At 72.4% G+C, this 20,771-nt stretch carries 19 protein-coding genes; 15 read left to right on the forward strand and 4 right to left on the reverse strand.

From position 1 onward, the window contains the following. The first annotated feature begins 146 nt into the window (after positions 1-146). From D9599_RS20140 to D9599_RS20160, 5 genes are all read left to right on the forward strand, one after another. Entirely contained in the window at positions 147-2,051 is a 1,905-nt protein-coding gene (locus D9599_RS20140) for an ATP-binding protein (protein ID WP_198383076.1), read from the forward strand. Positions 2,052-2,084: 33 nt separating this feature from the next. Beyond that, positions 2,085-3,389 carry a pitrilysin family protein gene (locus tag D9599_RS20145; RefSeq protein WP_198383077.1) on the forward strand — a complete coding sequence of 435 codons (1,305 nt, stop codon included), beginning with the start codon at positions 2,085-2,087 and terminating at the stop codon, positions 3,387-3,389. After that, positions 3,386-4,735 carry a TldD/PmbA family protein gene (locus D9599_RS20150; protein WP_309228671.1) on the forward strand — a complete coding sequence of 450 codons (1,350 nt, stop codon included), beginning with the start codon at positions 3,386-3,388 and terminating at the stop codon, positions 4,733-4,735. Before D9599_RS20145 ends, D9599_RS20150 begins: the two co-directional genes overlap by 4 nt. Positions 4,736-4,790: 55 nt before the next feature. Then, positions 4,791-5,417, forward strand: coding sequence for a glutathione S-transferase family protein (locus tag D9599_RS20155; RefSeq protein WP_198383078.1), 627 nt, complete (start codon positions 4,791-4,793; stop codon positions 5,415-5,417). Between the two features lie 97 nt (positions 5,418-5,514). Then, entirely contained in the window at positions 5,515-6,489 is a 975-nt protein-coding gene (locus D9599_RS20160; protein ID WP_198383079.1) for a Tim44 domain-containing protein, read from the forward strand. Positions 6,490-6,663: 174 nt separating this feature from the next. Here the strand turns inward: D9599_RS20160 and D9599_RS20165 are convergent, their stop codons facing one another. Beyond that, positions 6,664-7,347: a GntR family transcriptional regulator gene (locus tag D9599_RS20165; protein ID WP_198383080.1), complete on the reverse strand. Its 684-nt coding sequence runs from the start codon at positions 7,345-7,347 to the stop codon at positions 6,664-6,666. 117 nt (positions 7,348-7,464) lie between these two features. On the opposite strand from D9599_RS20165, the gene D9599_RS20170 reads away from it, so the two are divergent. The 7 genes from D9599_RS20170 to D9599_RS20200 are packed head-to-tail and all read left to right on the forward strand — an operon-like array spanning position 7,465 to position 15,078. After that, positions 7,465-8,349, forward strand: coding sequence for a fumarylacetoacetate hydrolase family protein (locus tag D9599_RS20170; protein WP_198383081.1), 885 nt, complete (start codon positions 7,465-7,467; stop codon positions 8,347-8,349). A 58-nt stretch (positions 8,350-8,407) separates the two neighbouring features. Then, positions 8,408-9,394: a tripartite tricarboxylate transporter substrate binding protein gene (locus D9599_RS20175; protein ID WP_198383082.1), complete on the forward strand. Its 987-nt coding sequence runs from the start codon at positions 8,408-8,410 to the stop codon at positions 9,392-9,394. Positions 9,395-9,413: 19 nt separating this feature from the next. After that, entirely contained in the window at positions 9,414-10,445 is a 1,032-nt protein-coding gene (locus tag D9599_RS20180) for an amidohydrolase family protein (RefSeq protein WP_198383083.1), read from the forward strand. A gap of 10 nt (positions 10,446-10,455) precedes the next feature. Further along, complete coding sequence (locus D9599_RS20185) at positions 10,456-11,418, forward strand: VOC family protein (protein WP_198383084.1); 963 nt, start codon at positions 10,456-10,458, stop codon at positions 11,416-11,418. Beyond that, positions 11,415-12,389 carry a tripartite tricarboxylate transporter substrate binding protein gene (locus D9599_RS20190; RefSeq protein ID WP_198383085.1) on the forward strand — a complete coding sequence of 325 codons (975 nt, stop codon included), beginning with the start codon at positions 11,415-11,417 and terminating at the stop codon, positions 12,387-12,389. The genes D9599_RS20185 and D9599_RS20190 overlap by 4 nt, the downstream gene beginning before the upstream one ends. A 26-nt stretch (positions 12,390-12,415) precedes the next feature. Continuing rightward, positions 12,416-14,089, forward strand: a complete 1,674-nt coding sequence (locus D9599_RS20195) for an FAD-dependent monooxygenase (protein WP_198383086.1) — start codon at positions 12,416-12,418, stop codon at positions 14,087-14,089. Next, on the forward strand, positions 14,086-15,078 hold the full coding sequence (locus D9599_RS20200) for a tripartite tricarboxylate transporter substrate binding protein (RefSeq protein WP_198383087.1): 993 nt from the start codon (positions 14,086-14,088) through the stop codon (positions 15,076-15,078). The genes D9599_RS20195 and D9599_RS20200 overlap by 4 nt, the downstream gene beginning before the upstream one ends. A gap of 150 nt (positions 15,079-15,228) precedes the next feature. On the opposite strand, the gene panC is transcribed toward D9599_RS20200, so the two are convergent. The 3 genes from panC to D9599_RS20215 all read right to left on the reverse strand — a co-directional run bounded on the left by panC (position 15,229) and on the right by D9599_RS20215 (position 19,288). After that, the gene (panC, locus tag D9599_RS20205) at positions 15,229-16,077 is read right to left on the reverse strand and encodes a pantoate--beta-alanine ligase (RefSeq protein WP_198383088.1); all 849 of its coding nucleotides are present in this window, start codon (positions 16,075-16,077) and stop codon (positions 15,229-15,231) included. Positions 16,078-16,259: 182 nt separating this feature from the next. Then, positions 16,260-18,314: a TRAP transporter fused permease subunit gene (locus D9599_RS20210; protein WP_198383089.1), complete on the reverse strand. Its 2,055-nt coding sequence runs from the start codon at positions 18,312-18,314 to the stop codon at positions 16,260-16,262. Next, positions 18,314-19,288 (reverse strand): TAXI family TRAP transporter solute-binding subunit, encoded by a 975-nt coding sequence (locus tag D9599_RS20215; protein ID WP_198383090.1) that lies wholly within the window; start codon positions 19,286-19,288, stop codon positions 18,314-18,316. The genes D9599_RS20210 and D9599_RS20215 overlap by 1 nt, the downstream gene beginning before the upstream one ends. Positions 19,289-19,515: 227 nt before the next feature. On the opposite strand from D9599_RS20215, the gene D9599_RS20220 reads away from it, so the two are divergent. The 3 genes from D9599_RS20220 to D9599_RS20230 form a co-directional block, all read left to right on the forward strand. Then, entirely contained in the window at positions 19,516-19,686 is a 171-nt protein-coding gene (locus D9599_RS20220) for a hypothetical protein (protein WP_198383091.1), read from the forward strand. Between the two features lie 69 nt (positions 19,687-19,755). After that, the gene (locus D9599_RS20225) at positions 19,756-20,076 is read left to right on the forward strand and encodes a hypothetical protein (RefSeq protein ID WP_198383092.1); all 321 of its coding nucleotides are present in this window, start codon (positions 19,756-19,758) and stop codon (positions 20,074-20,076) included. Positions 20,077-20,113: 37 nt separating this feature from the next. Further along, positions 20,114-20,771: DUF2332 family protein (locus tag D9599_RS20230; protein ID WP_198383093.1), on the forward strand; the 658-nt coding region annotated here is incomplete at its 3' end.

Below are 20,771 nucleotides of genomic sequence, written 5' to 3' on the forward strand. Positions count from 1 at the left end.
GGGGCGATCTCGGCCAGCCCATCCAGGGAGGCGGGATACTACCGGTGGTTGGAGGCTGGCCCGCCACCAAGGTGATTGGTTGTGCCCACGCCTCGGTCTAGTCTCGCCCGCCAACGTCGCCCGCCCATGACCGGACGCTCACGCCCTTGCTGCACGCGCCGACTGCCTTCGTTCTCACCTTCGCGCTGGCGGTCACCTGCGGCGCCGTCCTGCTCTTCCTCTGGAACCAGACCCGGCGGCACCTGGCGCTCGCCTACTGGGGGGCGGCGCATTCGCTGGGGGCGGTTGGGCTGCCGCTCCTGGCGCTGCGCGCCGTGGCACCGGGCTGGATCTCAATCGATCTCGGCAATGCGTTGCTGGCCGTCAGCTACGGGCTGATCTGGGCCGGGGCGCGGCGCTTCATGGGGCGGCGGGTGCCGCCGCTGGCCGTTCTGGCAGGGGCGCTGCTCTGGCTGGCGGCCTGCCAGGTGCCGGACTTCTACGCCAGCATTGCCATCCGCGTGCTCGCGATGGGGCTGGTAGCGGCCGTCTACAACATCCTCGCGGCCTGGGAGCTCTCCTTCTCGAGCGAGGCCGCGTCCTTCCGCTCGCAGCGGCTGCTCATCTGGGTGCTGCTGGCCAATGCCGCGGCCTACCTGCTGCGCATTCCCTTTCTGCTGTTCCAACCCATCCAGGCGCCGATCAGCAGCTACGCCAGCAGCCTCTGGCTGGACGTGCTCGTCATCCTCGGCACCGCGCTGGCGGCCAGCACCGCCCTTGTCCTCGTCTCCCTCGTGCGGGAACAGGAGGAGCGCGAGGCGAACGCCGCCCTGCGCGCGGCGCGGGACGCGGCGGATGCGGCCAGCGCTGGCAAGACCCGCTTCCTCGCGCATCTCAGCCACGAGCTCCGCACCCCACTGAACGGCGTGCTCGGCCTCGCCCAGGCCCTGGCCCAGGACCCCAGCCTGGGCGCGGAGCAGCACGACCGCGCGGCGATGCTGGAGCGAGCGGGGCGCCACCTGAACGCCCTGCTGACCGATGTGCTGGACCTCTCCCGCATTGAGGCCGGGCGGCTGGAACTGGTGCCTGTCCCTACCCTTCTCCGCGCCCTGCTGGAGGAGGTGACCGGCCTTGTCCGCGGCGCCGCCAGGGCGAAGAACGTGATGCTGCTGGAGGAGATCGCGCCCAACCTGCCGGAGGCCGTGCTCTGCGATCCGCTCCGGGTCCGCCAGATCCTGCACAACCTGCTCGGCAACGCCGTGAAGTTCACGCCGTCCGGCGGGAGGGTCACGCTGGCCGTGCGGCGCCGCGCCCAGGGCGGCCTCATTCTCACCATCACCGACGACGGCCCCGGCGTGCCCGAGGATTTCCGCGACCGCCTCTTCGAGGATTACACCCGCGCGACGCGGGAGGCGGCGAAGGGCGACGGCACCGGCCTCGGCCTCGCGATCTCCGCCCGGCTCGCCCAGGCGATGGACGGCTCCATCCGCTTCGGCACCCCACCCGGCGGGCGCGGCAGCGTCTTTGAGGCTTGGCTCCCCCTGCCCGATGCCGAACCGCCGCAGGCCGTTGCCCCCGTGGAGGCCGCTCCGGTCGCGGCCGGGACCCCGCCGGGAATCACCGTGCTGGTGGTGGACGACATCGAGGTCAACCGCCTTGTCCTGCGCGCCATGCTGGAGCGGGCCGGGCACCGCGTCCTCGAGGCGGCGGACGGCGCCGCCGCGCTGCAGGCGGTGGCCAATCCCGGCGAGGCCGGCCTGCCGGAGGTGGTGCTGATGGACGTGCTGATGCCCGGCATGGACGGGCTGGAGGCGACCCGCCGGATCCGCGCCCTGCCCGGCGAGGCCGCCCGGCTGCGGATCCTCGCGGTGACCGCGGGCGCCCTGACGGACGAGGTGGCCGCCTGCATGGCCGCCGGGATGGACGGCCACGTGACGAAGCCAGTGGAGCGGGCGGTGCTGCTCGCGGCCCTCCCGGAACCTCCGCCCGGCTCTCCCTCCGGCCCTGCCCGGCGGGCCGACCGGCCGCATGGCTCGCACCCGGCGGCCGGACACCCTACATTCGGTCCCTGAAACGCCTTTTCTCCGGAAGCCAGTCCCCCCGACATGACCGAGTCCACCCTCGCCGCCGCCACCGATCCCGCCAACGGCGGCGCGATCCGGCTCACCCGCCTGCCGAACGGGCTGACCGTTGTCTCCGACACCATGAGTCGCGTGGAGACCGCCTCCATCGGCGCCTATGTCCATACCGGCACGCGCGACGAGACGCCCGAGGAGAACGGCGTCTCCCATTTCCTCGAGCACATGGCCTTCAAGGGAACCGAGAAGCGCGACGCTTCCGCCATCGCGCGCGAGATCGAGGCGGTGGGCGGCCACCTGAACGCCTATACGGCGCGCGAGACCACCGCCTACTACGCCAAGGTCCTGAAGGAGGACCTGCCGCTGGCCACCGACATCCTCGGCGACATCCTGACCCACTCCACCTTCATCCCCGAGGAGGTGGAGCGCGAGCGCGGCGTCATCCTTCAAGAGATCGGCCAGGCAAACGACACGCCCGACGACATCGTCTTCGACCACTTCCAGGAGCGCGCCTTCCACGGCCAGCCGATGGGCCGCCCGACGCTGGGCCCAGCCGGGATCATCGAGACGCTGCCGCGCGAGGCGCTGACCGGCTACATGCGCCGCCACTACGGTCCCTCGCGCATGGTGGTGGCCGCCGCCGGCGCGGTGGACCACGACGCGCTGGTGGAGCTGACGAAGCAGCACTTCGCCGACCTGCCGACCACCGACCAGCACGAGGCCGAGCCCGCCCGCTACACCGGCGGCGAGTTCCGCGAGGAGCGTGACCTCGACCAGGTCCACCTGCTGCTGGGCTTCCCGGGGCCGGCCTATGGCGACCCCATGCACCACCCGACGATGCTGCTCTCCACCATCCTCGGCGGCGGCATGTCGTCGCGCCTGTTCCAGGAGATCCGCGAGCGGCGCGGGCTGGTCTATTCCGTCTACTCCTTCCACTCGCCCTACCGGGATGCCGGCCTCTTCACGATCTACGCCGGCACCGGCGAGGAGCAGGCGGCCGAGCTCATGCCGGCCACGCTCGAGGAACTCCGCCGCGTCCAGCACGACGTGACCGAGGAGGAGCTGGCCCGCGCCAAGGCGCAGCTCCGCGCCTCCGTGCTCATGTCCCTCGAATCCACGGGCTCGCGGTGCGAGCAGCTCGCGCGCCAGCTCCAGGTGCACGGCCGCATCATCCCCGTGGAGGAGACGAAGGCCCGCATCGCCGCCGTCACGGTGGAGCAGGTGCAGGAGGCCGCCGCCCGCGCCTTCCGCGCGGCGCCGACGCTCGCCGCCCTCGGCCCTGCCGGCCGCGTGCCACACCTGCCCGAGGTGATCGAAAGGCTGGCGGCGTGAGCGAGACGCTGACGAAGGCCGACCCGCGCGAGGCCCTGGCCGCCCTCGTCTCCGCCGCGCGCGCGGCGGGGGCGGATGCGGCGGACGCCATGCTGGCCGCCGGCGCCTCCCTCTCCCTCCAGATGCGGCTGGGGGAGGTCGAGAACGTCGAGCGCGCGGAGGGCTTCGATATCGGGCTGCGCGTCTTCGTCGGGCGGCGGCAGGCGATCGTCTCCACCACCGATGCCGACCCGCGCGGCTTCGCGGCCCTGGCCGAGCGCGCCGTCGCCATGGCGCGCGCCGTGCCGGAGGACCCCTTCGGCGGCCTGCCCGAGCGCGTGCCGTCGCTGGCCGACCTGCCGCTCGACATGGACGACGGGGTGGAGCCGGACGTCGCCTTGCTGACCGACCGCGCCCGCCGCGCCGAGGAGGCCGCCCGCGCCATCGCCGGCGTCACCAATTCCGAAGGGGCGGATGCGGGGTGGAGCCGGACCGTGATCGCGCTGGCCGCCTCCAACGGCTTCGCCGGTACCTACACGCGCAGTGGGCACAGCCTCTCCGTCACGGCGCTGGCCGGGCAGGGCACGGGGATGGAGCGGGACTACGACTACGCCTCCGCCACCCACCTGTCGGACCTGGACGATCCCGAAACCCTCGGCCGAAACGCGGGGGAGCGGGCGGTGCGCCGCCTGAACCCGATCCGCCCGGCCACCGCGCGCCTGCCGGTGGTCTACGACCCGCGCGTGGCGAGCTCGATCATCGGCCATCTCGTGGGCGCCGCGAACGGGGCCTCGGTCGCGCGCGGCACGAGCTTCCTGCGGGAGAAGATGGGCACCCAGGTCATGGCCCGCGGCCTGACGATACGGGACGACCCGACCCGCCCGCGCGGCCTTCGCTCCCGCCCCTTCGACGCCGAGGGAATGCCGACCGCGCCGCTCGCGATCGTCGAGGACGGGGTGCTGAACCACTGGCTGCTGGACTGGCGCTCGGCGCGGCAACTCAGCCTCGCCTCCAACGGGCGCGCCGCCCGCGCGGTGGGCGGGCCGCCCTCGCCCTCCACCACTAATCTCTGGCTGGAGCCGGGCACCGTCTCGCCCGAGGCGCTGATGGCTGACATCGCGGAGGGGCTGTACGTCACCGAGATGATCGGCAGCAGCATCAACGGGCTGACCGGCGACTACAGCCGCGGCGCCTCCGGCTTCATGATCCGGGGTGGGCAGCTGGCGGAGCCCTTCTCGGGCGTCACCATCGCCGGGAACCTGCTCGAGATGTTCCTGCACATCACCCCGGCCAACGACCTCCGCTTCCGGCGCGGCACGGACAGTCCCACGCTCCGGATCGAGGGGCTGACGATGGCGGGGGCCTGATCACCGGCGGGTTCCTCTGCTAAGCCGGCACCGGCAACAACCGAGGAACCGCCCCATGGCCCTGAAGATCTACGGCGTCCTGCGCTCCCGCGCGACGCGCCCCGTCTGGACCGCCATGGAGCTGGGGCTGGACTTCGAGGGGGTGCCGGTGATCCAGGCCTATCGCCTGAAGGACCCGGCGGCGCCGGATGCGCCCCTGAACACCGCCTCGCCCTCCTTCCGCGCGGTCAACCCCAACGGGCTGATCCCCAGCATGGACGATGACGGCTTCGTCCTGCACGAATCCCTCGCCATCAGCCTCTATCTCGCCCGCAAGCACGGCGGCCCGCTCGCGCCGAAAGACGCGCGGGAGGAGGGGCTGGCGGTGATGTGGTCGCTCTGGGGCATGGGCATCGAGGCGGACACGCTGGCCATCGCCCAGAAGCGCGACCCGGAGGCCGCCGAGGCGCGGCTGCGCGCCCCCTTCGCCGTACTGGACGCGGCGCTCGCGGCCGGCGGCGGGCACCTGGTGGGCGGTCGCTTCACGGTGGCCGACATCAACCTGGCAGAGGTGATCCGCTACGCCCAGCCCGCCCGCGCCCTCTTCGAGGCCGCGCCAAACCTGGCCGCCTGGATCGCCGCCTGCCAGTCCCGCCCCGCCTTTCAGGCCATGATGAGGAAGCGCGAGGCCGAGCCGGCCTGAGGGCCGCGCCGCCACTCCTGAAAGGCCCCCATGGAAACCGGGGGCCTTTCCACTATATTACAGCACTGTGAGAAACCTCTCTCGGAGCACCACCCCCATGCGCCGTCGCGCCCGCCTCCTGGCCGCCTTCGCCGCCCTGGCCCTCGCGCTCGGTCCCGCCATCGCCGAGGCACGCCCCGGCGGCGGCGCCTCCTCGGGCAGCCGCGGGTCGCGCAGCTACAGCGCCCCGCCCTCGACGCGCACCGCGCCGGGCACCGCCACCCCCTTCAACCGCACGGAAACCCCGCGCGAGGCGCCGGGCTACGCCAATCCTGGCTACCAGCCGCGTCCCGCGCCCTCCTACACCACGCCCAGCCGGGGCGGGATGTTCGGCGGCGGGTTTATGAGCGGCCTGATGGGCGGCCTGCTGGGTGCCGGCATCGCCGGCATGCTCTTCGGCCACGGCGCCTTCGGCGGCATGTCCGGCGGCTCGGGCTTCCTCGGCTTCCTGCTGCAGCTGGCCATCATCGCCGGCATCGTCTGGCTCGTGCTGCGCGTCATCCGCGGCCGCCGCGCCGGCATGCCGGCCATGGCCGGCGCCGGGCCGCGCGGTGCCGTGCCGAACGCCTATGCCCGTGAGATGGATGGCAACGCCATGGGCGGCGCCGGCGGCCGTGCGGCGACCCGCCCGGTGAACATCGGCGAGGCGGATTTCAGCGCCTTCGGCGACCGCCTCGTCGCCATCAACCGCGCCTGGTCGTCCGCGGACGTGGCCACCCTGCGCCGCCTCGCCACCCCGGAGATGGTCCGCTACTTCGAGGGCGACCTGCGTGACCTCGCCGCCCGTGGCTGGCGGAACGAGACCCGCGACGTGCGCCTGGAGGCCGGCGACCTTGCCGAGGCTTGGTCCGAGGGCGGTACCGACTACGCCACCGTCGCGATGCGCTTCAGCCTCATCGACGTGACCCGCGACGCCGCGGGGCAGGTGGTGGAGGGCGACCCCAACACTCGCCAGACCGTGACGGAGATCTGGACCTTCGCGCGCCGCCCCGGCGAGACCTGGGTGCTCTCGGCGATCCAGCAGGCCCGCTGACCACTCCGGAGAGGGCTCTGCCCTCTCCGGACGTCCGAGGCAGTGCCCCGGGTCCACGGGCCGAGGCACATCGGCCTCGAAGCATTTCAGCCAGATAGAAAAAGATGATGGTGAGGGGTCCGGGGAGAGGAAGAATTCTTTCTTCCTCTCCCCGGGATCACCCGTGTCAGCCCCTCACGTGTCCTCCCCCAGGGCATCCACTTCCAGCAGGATGAGCGTCGTCGCCCGGAAGTGTTCCGCCAGCAGGGCGCAGGCGCGGTCGGCCTGGCGGGAAACGGCCGCCTCCATAATTTCCCGGTGTTCGCGGCCCACCTCGCGCTCGGCCCGTCCCAGCGGCACAGAGAGGCGGCGGTAGCGTTCGCTCTGGTCGTAGAGGCTGTCGCGCAGCCGCAGGAGCCAGGGGCTGCCACAGCCCGCCACCAGTGCCCGGTGGAAGGCTGCGTGCTGGGCCGACCAGGCATCATTCGCGCGGGATGGGTCGTCGGGGTCGCGCTCGGGCAGGCGGGTCAGGCCGTGATGGGCGGCAACGATCGCCGTTTCCCATCTCACGTCCGCCACCTCGATCGAGCGGCGCAGGCAACGCGCCTCAACTTCGATCCGCACCTCCGTCAGGTCGCGCAGCTCGGTGGCCGAGATCGGCGCCACGCGGAAGCCCCGCTGCGGCTCCGCCACCACCAGCCCCTCGGAGGAGAGGCGCGACAGCGCCTCCCGCACCGCGCCGAGATTCACCCCCATGGATTGGCAGAGGTCGCTGATCTTCAGCCGGTCGCCTGGCCAGAGCCGGCAGGCCAGAAGGTCCGCCCGCAACTGCTCATAGACGGATTGGGTCAGGCTCAGGCCCGGTGTGTCGCGCGGCATCGGCACCTCCTGCCCCGCCGTAGCACAAATTCATCCTCCCATGGATAATCTATTTTCTCTTGCATGATCCATCTGGCCGGTGCCATCGTCAGGCAACGACAAGAGGAGGGAATAGGGATGCGTTTCGCGACGTTCCGCAGGGGTGACACGACCGGCCTCGCCGCCGCGGCGCCCGGGGGCGGCTTCCACGGGCTGCTCGCCACCGACGCGAACTTTCCCGGCACGCTCGACAGCCTCGTCGCGGCCGGCCCGGAGGCCCTGAAGGCCGCCGGCCAAGTCCTTCTCTCCGCCCCCGCCGTCAGCCTCGATTCCGTCGAGCTGCTTCCGCCGCTGACCACCCCCGGCAAGATCATCTGCGTCGGCCTCAACTACGCCGACCACTCGGCCGAGAGCGGCTTCGCGGTGCCAACCTACCCCACGATCTTCGCCCGCTTCACCTCCAGCCTGATCGGCCACGGCGCGCCCATCCTGCGCCCTGCTGTCTCCGAGCAGCTCGACTTTGAGGGCGAGTTCGTCGCCGTCATCGGCCGCGGCGGCCGCCACATCGCCAAGGACACGGCGCTCGACCACGTCATCGGCTACTCCGTCTTCAACGACGCCTCCGTGCGCGACTTCCAGCTGAAGGCGCCGCAGTGGACGGTCGGCAAGAACTTCGACAGCACCGGCGCCTTCGGCCCCACGCTCGTCACCGCCGACGAGGTGCCGCCCGGCGCCCGCGGCCTTCGCATCGAGACGCGGCTGAACGGCCAGGTCGTGCAGAGCGCCTCCACCGACGATCTCATCTTCGACGTGGCAACGCTGATCTCGACGCTGAGCGAGGCCTTCACCCTCTCGGCCGGCGACATCATCGTCACGGGCACCCCGGCCGGCGTCGGCCTCGCCCGCAAGCCGCCGCTCTGGATGAAGCCCGGCGATGTCTGCGAGGTCGAGGTCGAGGGCCTGGGCATCCTGAGCAACCCCATCAAGGACGAGGCCGCGGTGGGCCAGCGCGCCGCCGCCTGAGCGCCGGCAACCCGGCACGCCCCCGCCGAGGGGCGGCCGGAGAGGGAGGGAAGGGTTCATGCCGCAACGGCTCCTTCGCCGCACCGCGCTCCGCGCCGCCATGGGCGCCGCGCTGGGAAGCGGCACGCTTCCCGCGCCCGCCTCTTCGCAGGGGCTGCCCGCGCGCCCGGTGACGGTCATCGTCCCCTACAGCGCCGGCAGCCCGCCCGACATCGTGGCCCGCCTCCTCGCCGAGGGCCTCGCCCGCCGCACCGGCCAGCCGCATGTCGTGGACAACCGCACGGGCGCGAGCGGCAATATCGGCACCGCCGCCGTCGCCCGCGCCGCGCCCGACGGCACGACGCTCCTCGTGCAGACGAACACCCTGGCGATGAACGCCAGCCTCTTCCGCAGCCTGCCCTACGACCCCGTCACAAGTTTCGCCCCCATCGTGGAACTCGCGACCGCCGGTTTCGGCCTGCTCGTCCACGCCTCCGTCGGCCGCAGCGTGGGAGACCTCCTGGCGCGGGCGAAGGCCAGCCCCGGCGGCCTCGACTACGGCTCCCCCGGCATCGGCACCCCGCACCACCTGGCGATGGAGTTGTTCCGCCAGCAGGCGGGGATCGAGTTGGCGCACGTGCCCTACCGTAACCTCGCGGGCGCCGTGACGGACCTGCTGGCCGGGCGCGTGGTCGCGATGTTCGTCTCCGCCGGTGCCGCGCAGGGCCTCGCGGGGGAGAACCGCGTGCGCCTCGTCGCCGTCGCCAGCCCCGCGCGCCTGCCCACCTTCCCCGAGGTGCCCACCCTCGCCGAGCTGGGCCTGCCGGCGACGGACATGAGCGGCTGGTACGGCCTCTTCGCGCCCGCCGCCACGCCACCCGAGACGGTCGCCCGGCTGAACGCCGCCGCGAACGAGGTCCTCGCCTCGCCGGAGATCGCGGCCGCGCTCTCCGGCCAGGGCATCACCCCGGTCGGGGGTGCCCCGGACCGCCTGCGCACCCTCGTCGCCGCCGACACGGCCCGCTGGGCCGAGGTCGTCCGCACCGCGGGGATCGTGCCCGAATGAGAACCGCGGAGCGACGGGCATGATTGACATCTACACGCACATTCTGCCGCGCCCCTTCTCGGAGGCGCTGGGGAAGGTCTCGCCCAGGCTCGGCAACATCGCGGCGCGCCTGCAGGGCGTGCGGGCGCTGCACGACCTCGAGGCCCGCTTCCGCGCCATGGACGAGGTGCCCGGCTACGCCCAGGTCATCTCGCTGCCCAACCCGCCGCTCGAGGACATCGTCTCCGCGCCCCAGGCCGCCGACCTCGCGCGCATCGCCAACGACGCCATGGCCGGGCTCTGCGCCCGCCACCCCGAGCGCTTCCCCGCCTTCGTCGCCACCCTCTCCCTCCTCGACCCCGAGGACGCGCTCCGCGAGGCCGACCGCGCCATCACCACCCTCGGCGCCCGCGGCGTGCAGATCTTTACCAACGTCGCGGGCAAGCCCCTCGACCTTCCCGAGTACCAGCCCCTCTTCGCCGCCATGGCAGGCCACGACCTGCCGGTCTGGCTCCACCCCGCCCGCACCGCCGACATGACGGACTACGCGAGCGAGCCAAAGAGCCGCTTCGAGATGTGGTGGTGCTTCGGCTGGCCCTACGAGACCTCCGTCGCCATGGCCCGCCTCGTGCTGTCGGGCCTCTTCGACCGCCACCCCGCCCTCAAGATCATCACCCACCACGGCGGCGGCATGATCCCGACCTTCGACGGCCGCGTCGGACCCGGCATGGCCGTGCTCGGCAGCCGCACCACCGACGAGGACCTCTCGGGCATCCTCCCCGCCCTCCGCCGCCCCCACCTCGACTACTTCCGCGACTTCTACGCCGACACCGCCATGTTCGGCTCCGCCACCGGCCTGCCCGCCTCCCTCGCCTTCTTCGGACACGAGCACCTCGTCTTCTCCACCGACGCGCCCTTCGGCCCGATCGCGGAGACGCTGACGGCGATCGCTTCGCTCGGCCTGGATGACGCGGGCAAGGAGGCGGTCATGCGGGGCAATGCCGAGCGCCTGCTGCGGCTCACCCCCGCGGCACAACCACAGCAAAGCGGCAGCCGCATGAGCGGCGCCTGAGGAGAGCAGCATGACCGCACAGGGCGGCTACATCCCGGCCACGCGCCGCGACGGCGCGCTCGGCGTCCACTCGGTGGGCGAGTTCGTGCTCACCGTGCCGGCGGTCGAGCGCGCGCAGGACTACTACGACGCCTTCGGCCTCGACGTCCGGCCCGAGGGCAACCAGCTCTCGCTCCACACCGCCGAGGACGGCTACCGCTGGGGCCGCGTGGTGGAGGGCGCGCGCAAGGCCGTTCACCACCACTCCTTCCACTGCTGGGAGGAGGACCTGCCGCGCTTTCGCAAGCACCTCGAGGCCAACGCCATCCGCCTGCTCGATCCGCCGCCGGGCTTCGACAGCAACGGCCTCTGGTTCCGCGACCTGGACGGCACGCTCATCGAGATCCGCGTCGGCGTGAAGACGCAGCCGGACGAGAAGACCTCGATGGTCCTGCCCGTCACCGAGACCGCCACCCGCAACGCGCCGTATCGCCGCAACGCCAACCGCGCCGTGCCGCGCCGGCTGAGCCATATCCTGCACTTCACCCCCGACGTGAACGCGGCCGTCGCCTGGTACAACCGCATCCTCGGCCTGCGCCTCTCCGACAGCTCGGCCGGGATCGTCGCCTTCATGCACGCCATCCACGGCAGCGACCATCACGTCATGGCCTTCGCCAAGTCCAACGCGCCCGGACTGCACCACCTCAGCTGGGACGTGCCGACGCTGAACGACATCGGCCTCGGCGCCATGGCCATGGCGGACCGCGGCTACGACCGCGGCTGGGGCTTCGGGCGGCACGTGCTCGGCTCGAACTACTTCCACTACGTGCGCGACCCCTGGGGCAGCTACTGCGAGTACTCGGCCGACATGGACTTCGTGCCGGGCAGCATCGACTGGGAAGGCCGCGACCACCCGCCGGAGGACGGCTTCTACCTCTGGGGCCCGACGCCCCCGCCGGACTTCGTGCACAACTACGAGGCCGACACGCCGTGACCCCGGCGCCGCGCCGCGCCGTCCTCGCCGCAGCCGGCGCGCTGCTGGCACCGCGCGCGGCGCGCGCGCAGGCCGCCTGGCCGAACCGACCGCTGCGCTGCCTCATCGGCGCCGGGCCGGGCGGCACGACGGACATCGTCGCCCGCCTCCTCGCCCCATCCCTCTCGGCGCGGCTCGGCCAGCCCGTCCTCGTCGAGAACCGGCCCGGCGGCGGCGGCACCGTCGCCGGGGAGGCGCTCGTCCGCGCCCGCGACAACCACACGATGATGATGCTCAACAACGGCCACGCGGCCTCCGCCGCCGTCTTCCGCCGCCTGCCCTACGACGCCGTGGAGGACTTCGCCCCCGCCTCTCGCGTCGCCACCATGGCGCTCATCCTCCTCGCACCTCCGAACGGTCCACACGCCACCCTGCCCGCGCTGATCGGGGCCGCCCGCGCCGCGCCCGGCGCGCTGAACCTCGGCATGGTCGGCGTCGGCACCACGCAGCACTTCGTGGCCGAGGCCTTCCAGGCCGCGACCGGGGCGCGCTTCACCGCCATTCCCTATCGCACCACCGGCGACGCCCTCATCGCGCTCCGCAACAACGACGTCGCCGTGGTGGTGGAAACCGTCGGCGCCGTGCTCGGCCAGGTGCAGGCGGGGGAGGCGGTGCCGCTCGCCGTCTCCACCGCCGCCCGCGTCCCGCGCCTGCCCGCCGTGCCCACGGTTGCCGAAGCCGCGAACCTCCCCGATTTCGATCTTCCCACCTGGTACGCCCTCGCCCTGCCGGCGAGCGCGCCGGCCGAGGCGGTCGGCCGCCTGCACGACGCCATCCTTGCCTCCCTCGCGGAAGGCGACCTTCGCCGCCGCCTCGACGAGCTCGGCCTCGTGCCCGCCGGCAGCGATCCCCGCGCCACCCGCGACATGATCGCGCGCGAGGTGAGCCGCGCCCGCGCCATCGTCGCGAGCGCCAACATCCCTCGCGAATAGCTCGAAGAATGCAGGAGAGAACGGGGATGCCCGAGACAGAGGAATCGCTCCGCACCGAGGTCCTGGTCGTCGGCGGCGGCCCCGTCGGCCTCGCGCTGGCAACGGAGCTCGGCACGCGCGGCATCCGCACGCTGCTCGTCGAACGCAACCTGCGCCACGCCCGACAGCCGCGCGCGAAAACCACGAATGTCCGCTCGATGGAGCACATGCGCCGATGGGGCCTCGCCGGCCGCATCCGCGCGGCCTCCCCGCTGCCGCCCGACTACCCCACCGACATCATCTTCAAGACGCGCCTCTTCGGCCGCGAGATCACGACGATCCGCAACGCCTTCTACGGCGCGCCCGGCGCGAACGACCTCTACTCCGAGCACGCGCAGTGGATCCCGCAATACACGGTGGAGGGCGTGCTGCGCGACCATGCGGCGACGCTGCCCGACGTCACCCTGCGCTTCGGCCTCGCCCTCGAGTCCCTCGACCAATCCACCGACGGCGTCACCGCCGAGCTGACGGACGCCGAGACCGGCCAGCGCCTGCGCGTGCGCACGGACTACGCGGTCGGCGCCGACGGCTCGCGCAGCACCGTGCGCGGCGCGCTCGGCATCCGCATGAGTGGCAACCACGCCTTCGCGCAGAACATCAACCTCGTCATCCGCGCGCCCGCCCTGCGCGAGGTCTTCGCCGAGGGCCGCTCCATCATGTACTGGCTCGTGAACCCCGAGAGCGCCGCCATCGCCGGCCCGATGGACACGGGCGATACCTGGTATTTCGGCTTTCCCATCCCGAAAGACGCGCCCGCGCCGACGGAGCCGGAACTCCAGGCGCTGATGACCGCCGCCTTCGGCCGCGACGTCTCGCCCGAGATCCTGACGATCGACACCTGGGCCGCGCACAGCCTGCTCGCCGACCGCTACCGCGCGAGCCGCGTCTTCCTCGCGGGCGACGCCTGCCACCTGCACCCGCCCTTCGGCGGCTACGGCATGAATCTCGGCATCGCCGACGGCGTGGACCTCGGCTGGAAGATCGCGGCGCGGCTGCGCGGCTGGGGCGGCGAGGCGCTGCTCGACAGCTACGAGGCCGAGCGCCGCCCCGTCCACGCCCGCGTCATCGAGGAGGCCGTCGCCAACTACGCCGTCCTCGCGCCCGACCTGCTGCGCGACGGGCTGGAGGAGGACGGAGCCCGCGGCACCGCGGCCCGCGCCGAGGCCGCCGCGCTCATCATGGAGCACAAGCCGCGCGAGTTCCGCACCCTCGGCGTCGTGCTCGGCAGCCACTATTCCGGCTCCCCCGTCACCGTGCCGGACGGCAGCGCGCCCCCCGCAGCGCAGGTGAGCGACTACCTGCCCAGCGCCCATCCCGGTTGCCTCGCGCCCCATCTCTGGCTTGCCGACGGCCGCTCCCTCTACGACCTCCTCGGCCCCGGCTTCACCCTCCTCGTCACCGACCCCGCCGCCGAAGCCGAGGCCGAGCCGCTGCGGCGCGCCGCGACCCGCCTTGGCATCCCGCTGACGGTCGCCTCGCCCGGCGATGCGCGCCTTCCCGCCCTCTACGAAGCCCCGCTCGCCCTCGTCCGACCCGACCAGTACGTCGCCTGGCGCGGCAGCCGCATCCCGGATCCGGAGGCCCTCCTCCGCACCGTCTGCGGCCTCGCCCAAGGCGTCCAAGAAAACTGCGCCAACGAACTCCTGGAGGAACGCACATGAACCTGCGCCTGAACCGCCGCAGCCTTCTCGCGGGCAGCGCCGCGCTGGCCCTGCCGGGCATCGCCAGGGCCCAAGGACAGGGCCAGGGCGGCTTCGCCTCCCGCCCCATCCGCCTCGTCATCGGCTCCCCGCCGGGCGGCGCGCCCGACGTCGCCGCCCGGCTGATGGGCGAGGCCCTCTCCGTCCGCTGGCGGCAATCCGTGGTGGTGGAGAACCGCCCCGCCGCCAACGGCAACATCGCCGCCCAGACCGTCGCCCGCGCCGAGCCCGACGGAAACACCCTCCTCCTCGCCCAGGCCTCCATCCTCGTGCTCAACGAGGGGCTGATGCGCGACGTGCCCTTCAACACGGACCGCGACTTCGCGCCGGTCTCGATGCTGATGAACACGCCCTTCCTCCTCGCCGCGCGCCCCGACCTGCCCGCAAGCAACCTCACCGAGCTCCGCGCCCTCGCGCGCGAGCGCGGCGGCCGCATGACCTTCGCCACCAGCAGCCCCGCCAACCTGCCCCGCTTCTGCGTCGAGATGCTGAAAACCGCGCTCGGCATGGAAATGAGCAACGTCCCGTACTCCACCACCGCCGGCGCGTTGCAGGACACCATCATGGGCCGCGTGGACCTCGTGATCGACGGCACCCCCGTCATCACGCCCCAGGTGCGCGCCGGTGCCCTCAAGGCTCTCTGCGTCACCTCGCCCAACCGCTTCCCCATGCTGGAAGACATCCCAACGGCGGCCGAAACGGTGCCCGGCTTCTCCTCCATGGGCTGGTTCGGCATGGTCGGGCCCAAGGCCATGCCGGCGGAGACGGTGAACCGCATCGCCGACGACCTGCGCGCCGTGCTGGAAATCCCCGATATCCGCCAGCGCCTGCTGCGCGACTTCGGCGCCGAGGTCGTCGCCAGCCCGCCCGCCGATTTCGCGCGCTTCCTCTCGGGGGAGCGCCAACTCTACCGCAGCCTGATCAAGGAGGTCGGCGTCTCCGTCGATTAGGCTGGGTCCGGAGGAGCCCGTGCTGCTCGTCGGCACCGGGCTGACGGCCGTCGATGTCGTGATCTCCTGCTGAACCAGCGCCACGGGGGCGCGATCCACGCGCTCCCCCGCGGCCTTGGTACGCCGGGAATGACGCAGGAGGCGCGGCGCTCAGCCCGGCAACCGGACCGCCATGTTGTCGAGCAGGCGCACGTCCCCCAGCCGGGCGACGGCGAGCAGCCTCGCCTCCCCGGCCCTGCCCAGCTGCCAGGGCCGCAGCGTTTCCGGCTCCACCAGCACCAGGTACTCGGGCGCGAAGCCAGCCGCGCCGAGCCGTGCCTCGGCCGCCGCGAGGACCGGGCCGGGCGTCGCGCCACCCGCCATTCGCTCGACGGCCGCCCGCATCTCCTGCGCGAGCTGCGGCGCGAGGGCGCGTTCCGCCGGCGAGAGCCGCAGGTTCCGCGAGGAGCAGGCGAGCCCGTCCGCCTCCCGGACGGTCGGATGGCCGACGATCCCCACGGCCATGTCCAGGTCCGCCACCACGCGGCGGACGACCTGGAGCTGTTGCCAGTCCTTCTCCCCGAACACCGCCACATCGGCGCCGGTCTGATGGAAGAGCTTCGTGCAGACGGTTGCCACGCCGCGGAAATGCCCGGGCCGGGCCGCGCCCTCGAATCCTTCGGCGGGACCGGCCACCTCGATCACCGTCGCGGCGCCCGGCGGGTACATGGCCTCGACCGGCGGCATCCAGACAAGGTCGCATCCCGCGCCGCGCAGCTTCGCGAGGTCACCGGCCTCATCACGAGGGTAGCGGGACAGGTCCTCGCCGGGGCCGAACTGCAGCGGGTTGACGAAGATCGAGACGGCTACCTCGTCCGTCCGCCGCCGAGCCTCCGCCACCAGTTCCAGGTGACCGCGATGCAGCGCGCCCATGGTGGGAACGAAGCCGAGGCTCCGCCCTGACGCGCGCCGAAGCCTCCGTATCCCCTGCAACTCCGCCAGATCGCGGACGACCTTCATCTTCCTGCCCCTCGGCCATCGGGGCGTCGGCATTGCCGAGATGGCGGGGAAAGACAAGACGCCGCTTCGGAGGGCGATGCGCAGCGGAGGCCGGGTCCCGGGCAAGGCGGCGGAAGCGGCGCCCAGTGCCGGCGGACGCGCCCCCCTGGCCAGCCCGGCCCGGCGGAACGCGCCCGACGCGCTCACGACAGGGCCCGCCGCCCCCGCCCTTGCAGCACCAGCAGCCCCGCCGCCAGCGCCATGCCGATCCAATGCGGCGCCGGCAGCCAGGGCGCCAGCCCTTCCAGCAGCGCGGGGAAGACCAGCAGCAGACCCGCCAGCGTGAAGCCCGCGCGCTCCAGCGGGTTCAGCGTTCGCAGGAAGAAGCCCTGGCAGGCCGCCGCCAGCGCCGCGAGGCCAAGGGTCGCGAGCAGGACCTGCCAGGCCACGTCCAGCCAGGTCATGCTCGGCGTCAGCGACAGCAGCAGCCCCACACCCTCCGGGTCCGTCACGAAGACGAAGGGCAGCACGAAGGCCGGCAAGGTGTATTTCCACGCCTGCAGCGTCGTCGAATAGGGCCCCGCCCCCGTGATCGCCGCGGCGGCGAAGGGCGAGAGCGCGGTCGGCGGCGAAACCTCGCTCAGCACCGCGTAGTAGAAGACGAACATGTGCGCGGCGTAGTCGGGCACGCCGAGCTTCATCAGCGCGGGCGCTGCGACGACGGCGCAGATGATGTAGCTCGCCGTCACCGGCACCGCGAGGCCGATGATCCAGACGATCAGCGCCGTGAACAGCGCGGTGCCGAGGATCGACCCGTTCGCCGCCTGGATCGCGATGTCCGAGAACTTGAGGCCCAGCCCCGTCAGCGTGATCACGCCGACGATGATCCCCGCACAGGCGCAGGTGGCCGCGATGCCGACGGACTGCACCGCGCCGACCGCCAGCGCCTCGATCAGCTTCTTCGGCACCAGCGCCGTGTCGCGCCGAAGGAAGGAGAGCACCACGGCCACGACCATCGCGTAGAGCACCGCAAGCGTGGAGCTGTAGCCAAGCACCATGAAGACGATGATCGCGACGAGGGAGGAGAAGTGGAAGCCGTACTTCTTCACCAGCTCCCGCGCCGGCGTGGCGGCGGGCACCTCCACCGCCTTGCCCGCCGCCCCCAGGCGGCGCTGGTCCAGCTCCACCATGAAGAGCAGCGAGGCGTAGTAGAGGCAGGTCGGCACCACCGCCATGCGCAGCACGTCGAGATAGCCGATCTTGAGGTATTCCGAGATGAGGAAGGCCGCCGCCCCCAGCACGGGCGGCGAGATGATGGCGCCGAGCCCGCCCGCCGCCAGCAGCCCGCCCGCGTCCGATGCGCGGTAGCCCACCTTCTTCATCATCGGCCACGCCACGGTGCCGAGCGTCACGGTGGTCGCCACGCCCGATCCCGAGGGCCCGCCGAGCAGGAAGGAGGACAGCACCACCGTCCGCCCCGCCGAACTCGCCTTGCCGCCCATGACGGAGAAGGAGAAGTCCACGAAGAACTTCCCCGCGCCGCTCAGCTGCAGGATCGCGCCGTAGATGGTGAAGAGGATGATCAGCGTGGCCGAGACATCAACGGCCGTGCCGAAGATCCCGTCCAGCCCCACCGCCAGATGCGGGATCAGCCGCTCGGAATCATAGCCCCGGTGCGTCCAGGGCGCGGGCAGGTGGTTGCCGAAGAAGGCATAGGCCATGAAGGCGATCGCGACGACCGGCATCACCGGCCCCGTCGTGCGCCGCGTCACCTCCAGCACGAGGCCAACCAGCAGCCATCCGACCACGAGGTCCATCGGCTCCGGGAAGATCACCCGGTCCTGCAGGTCGTCCCCGCCCGAGACAAGATACCAGATGACGTAGAGCGAGGCCGCGATCAGCACCGCGTCCCAGGCCATGAAGCGGTGTCGGAAGCGCCTGGAGACAGGGAACAGGAAGAAGCCGATCGCCAGCGCGAAGCCCACATGCACGAAGCGCAGCGTGGTCGTCGGCACGATGTCCCAGGCGGCCCAGAGATGGAACAGGCTCATCGCCAGCGCCATCGCCGTGCCGATCCAGGCGAGCACGCCGCGGAAGCGGTGCTGCGCGCCCTCCTCCTCCTCGATCAGCGCCTCGACGCGCGCCGTCGTGGCGGCATCGAGCGAGCCCGGCGCCACCTCGAAGGGCAAGCCCGCCCCCAGTCCCGGTGCAGCCCCCGCCGGCCCGTCGGATGGAACTGCCACCTCCTCGCGGCGCATCAGGCCAGCGTCGCGCCGACCGAGCGCCAGTAGGCTTCCGCCGCCGGATGCCAGGGGATGCCTGCCGCCGCCGTCTTCTGCCCTTCCAGCTTGAAGTTACGCGCCTCCGCATGGGTGCGCGCCAGGTCCTCGCGCCCTTCCCATGTCAGCTTCAGCAGGCTCGTCACCATCTCCGCCGGCATGTCCTCGCGCACCGCGAGAACATTGGCGACCGACATCTGCTTGTTGTCCGTCGCCTGCCCCGGATAGGTGCCGGCCGGGATCACCTCGTTGAAATAGACCGGCCCGTACTTCTCCACGATCTTCGCGGTGTACTGGTCATGGTCGATCATCTGGATCTGCACGCCCGGGCTCGCGCCGAGATCGGTGATCGCGCTCGTCGGAATGCCGGACACGAAGAAATACGCGTCGAGCTTCCCGTCCTTCATCGCATTCGTCGATTCCGCCGGCGAGAGCCGCTCGCGCGCGCGGAAGTCCTTCGCGGGGTCGAGCCCCGCTGCCTCGATCAGCCGCAGCGCCATCACCTCGGTCGCCGAGCCCGGCGCGCCCGTCGAGACGCGCTTGCCCTTCATATCGGGGATCGACTTGATGCCGGTGCTCGCCACCGTCACCGCCTGCATGCGGTTGGTGTAGATCACCGCGATCGCCCGCGCCGGCACCGGCCGCCCGCGGAAGCGGTCATTCCCGCGGATCGCGTCCACCGCGGCGTCCACCTGGGTGAAGATCAGCCCCACCCGGTTCGCGCCGAGAAGCTGGAGGTTGCCCACGGACCCGCCCGTCACCTCCACCGTCGCCGACATGCCCGGCATCTGGCGGGAGATGAGGTTCGCGAGCGCGCCGCCCAGCGGGTAGTAGACCCCGCCCGTGGTGCCCGTGGCGATCGCCAGCTGCTGGGCCGCCTGCGCGGCCGCCAGACGCGGCGCCGCCAGCACCATGCCCGCCGCGAACAAGCCCCGACGCGGGATGTTTCCCATCGCCATTCTCCTGGATCGTTTCTCTCTGGGCAAAGCATAGACCGCGGTTTCGCGCGGGCGGAAGGCCCGACCGCCGTGCTCCCGGTTCGCAGCCAGGGAACAAATTCCCCCACCCGGCCTGTCCGGCGGAACCGGCTTCCGCCCCCCGGCCCGCATAAAGGCTGCCGGCCAGGCATCCCCCGTCGCCGCCGCGGCGTTCTCTCGGTCGGAACACGCGGAGGGATGCCGTGGCAAAGCCCGAAAGCACCGCCAAGAGGCGCCCGCCCGCCGACGGAAGCGGCCAGAAGGTGCTCGACCGAATGCGCGCCCTCGCCGAGAGCATCCGACGCCAGATGGCGGCCCGCCGCCAGAACCGCGCCCGGCCGGGTGGGCCGGGCGTCGGGCCAGGCGGCCGCTGACCATTCCCGCCGCATCCAACCCTCGGCCACCCGCCCCGGCCCGAGGCGACCCAGCCCAGGAGGCACGCGATGTACATCGCCCGGTTTTCCTACGACGTGCTGCCCGCCAACCGGCAACAGGCGATGGACTTCATCCGGCGTGAGGTGGAGGCCACCCGGGCCGCCGGCCTCAAGGCGCGGCTGCTGGTGCCCCTCACCCGCGGCCAGGGCGGCGCCGGCCTGCAATTCGAGGCGGAGCTGACCAGCCTCGACCAGCTGGAAGGGCTGCGCCACCGGGGTGCCCAGGCCTCCCGCGCGGAGGGCGAGGACTGGATGCGCGCCTTCAGCGACATCCTGCTCTCGCCCCCCATCGTCGAGATCCTGCGCGTAGACGAGGGATCCCCCTCCTGAAACGCCTCCTTCCCGCAGGCGGGACCGGAGCAGGCTCATGACCAGTATTGAAGCCACCGTCCGCGAGGCCTTCGCCGCCCAGGCCCGCGCCTGCACCGAACGCGGCTCCCCCTTCACCGCCACCCTCTGCGAGACCCTCGGCCGCCTCCTCGACGGCTCCACCGAGGTCGGGCGCCGGGTCCTCGGCTGGTCCGGGCGGCCGGACGCGCGCGGGGACTCGGTGCCGCTCCGGCTCGCCGCCGGCCTGCACGCCCTCGTCCGCCGCGGCCGCCTCCCGCACCTCGCCGCGCTCTACCCGCCCCACCCGCTCCCCGAGGCCGCTCCGCTCGAAAGCGCCCTCTCCGAGGCCCTGAGCGATGCCGAGAGCGACCTGCTCCCCTGGCTCGACCACCCGCCGCAGACGAACGAGCCGATGCGCTCGGCCCCGCTCATGGCTGGCCTCCTCGTCATCGCCGCCGAGACGGGCGGCCTGCCCCTCGCCCTGCACGAAGCCGGCGCCAGCGCCGGCCTCGTCCTCGTGCTGGACCGCTACGAGCACCACCTCGGCGGCGTTACCACCGGCCGCCTGGGCTCGCCGGTCACCATCCGCCCGGCCTGGCAGGGCGACCCTCCCCCCTCGGCCCCCACGCCCCGCATCCTCCGCCGGCAAGGCTGCGACCTAGACCCGCTGGACGTCACGGCGGAGGCAGACCGCG

This window comes from Roseomonas sp. KE2513 (assembly GCF_016107305.1).
Lineage (GTDB): Bacteria > Pseudomonadota > Alphaproteobacteria > Acetobacterales > Acetobacteraceae > Roseomonas.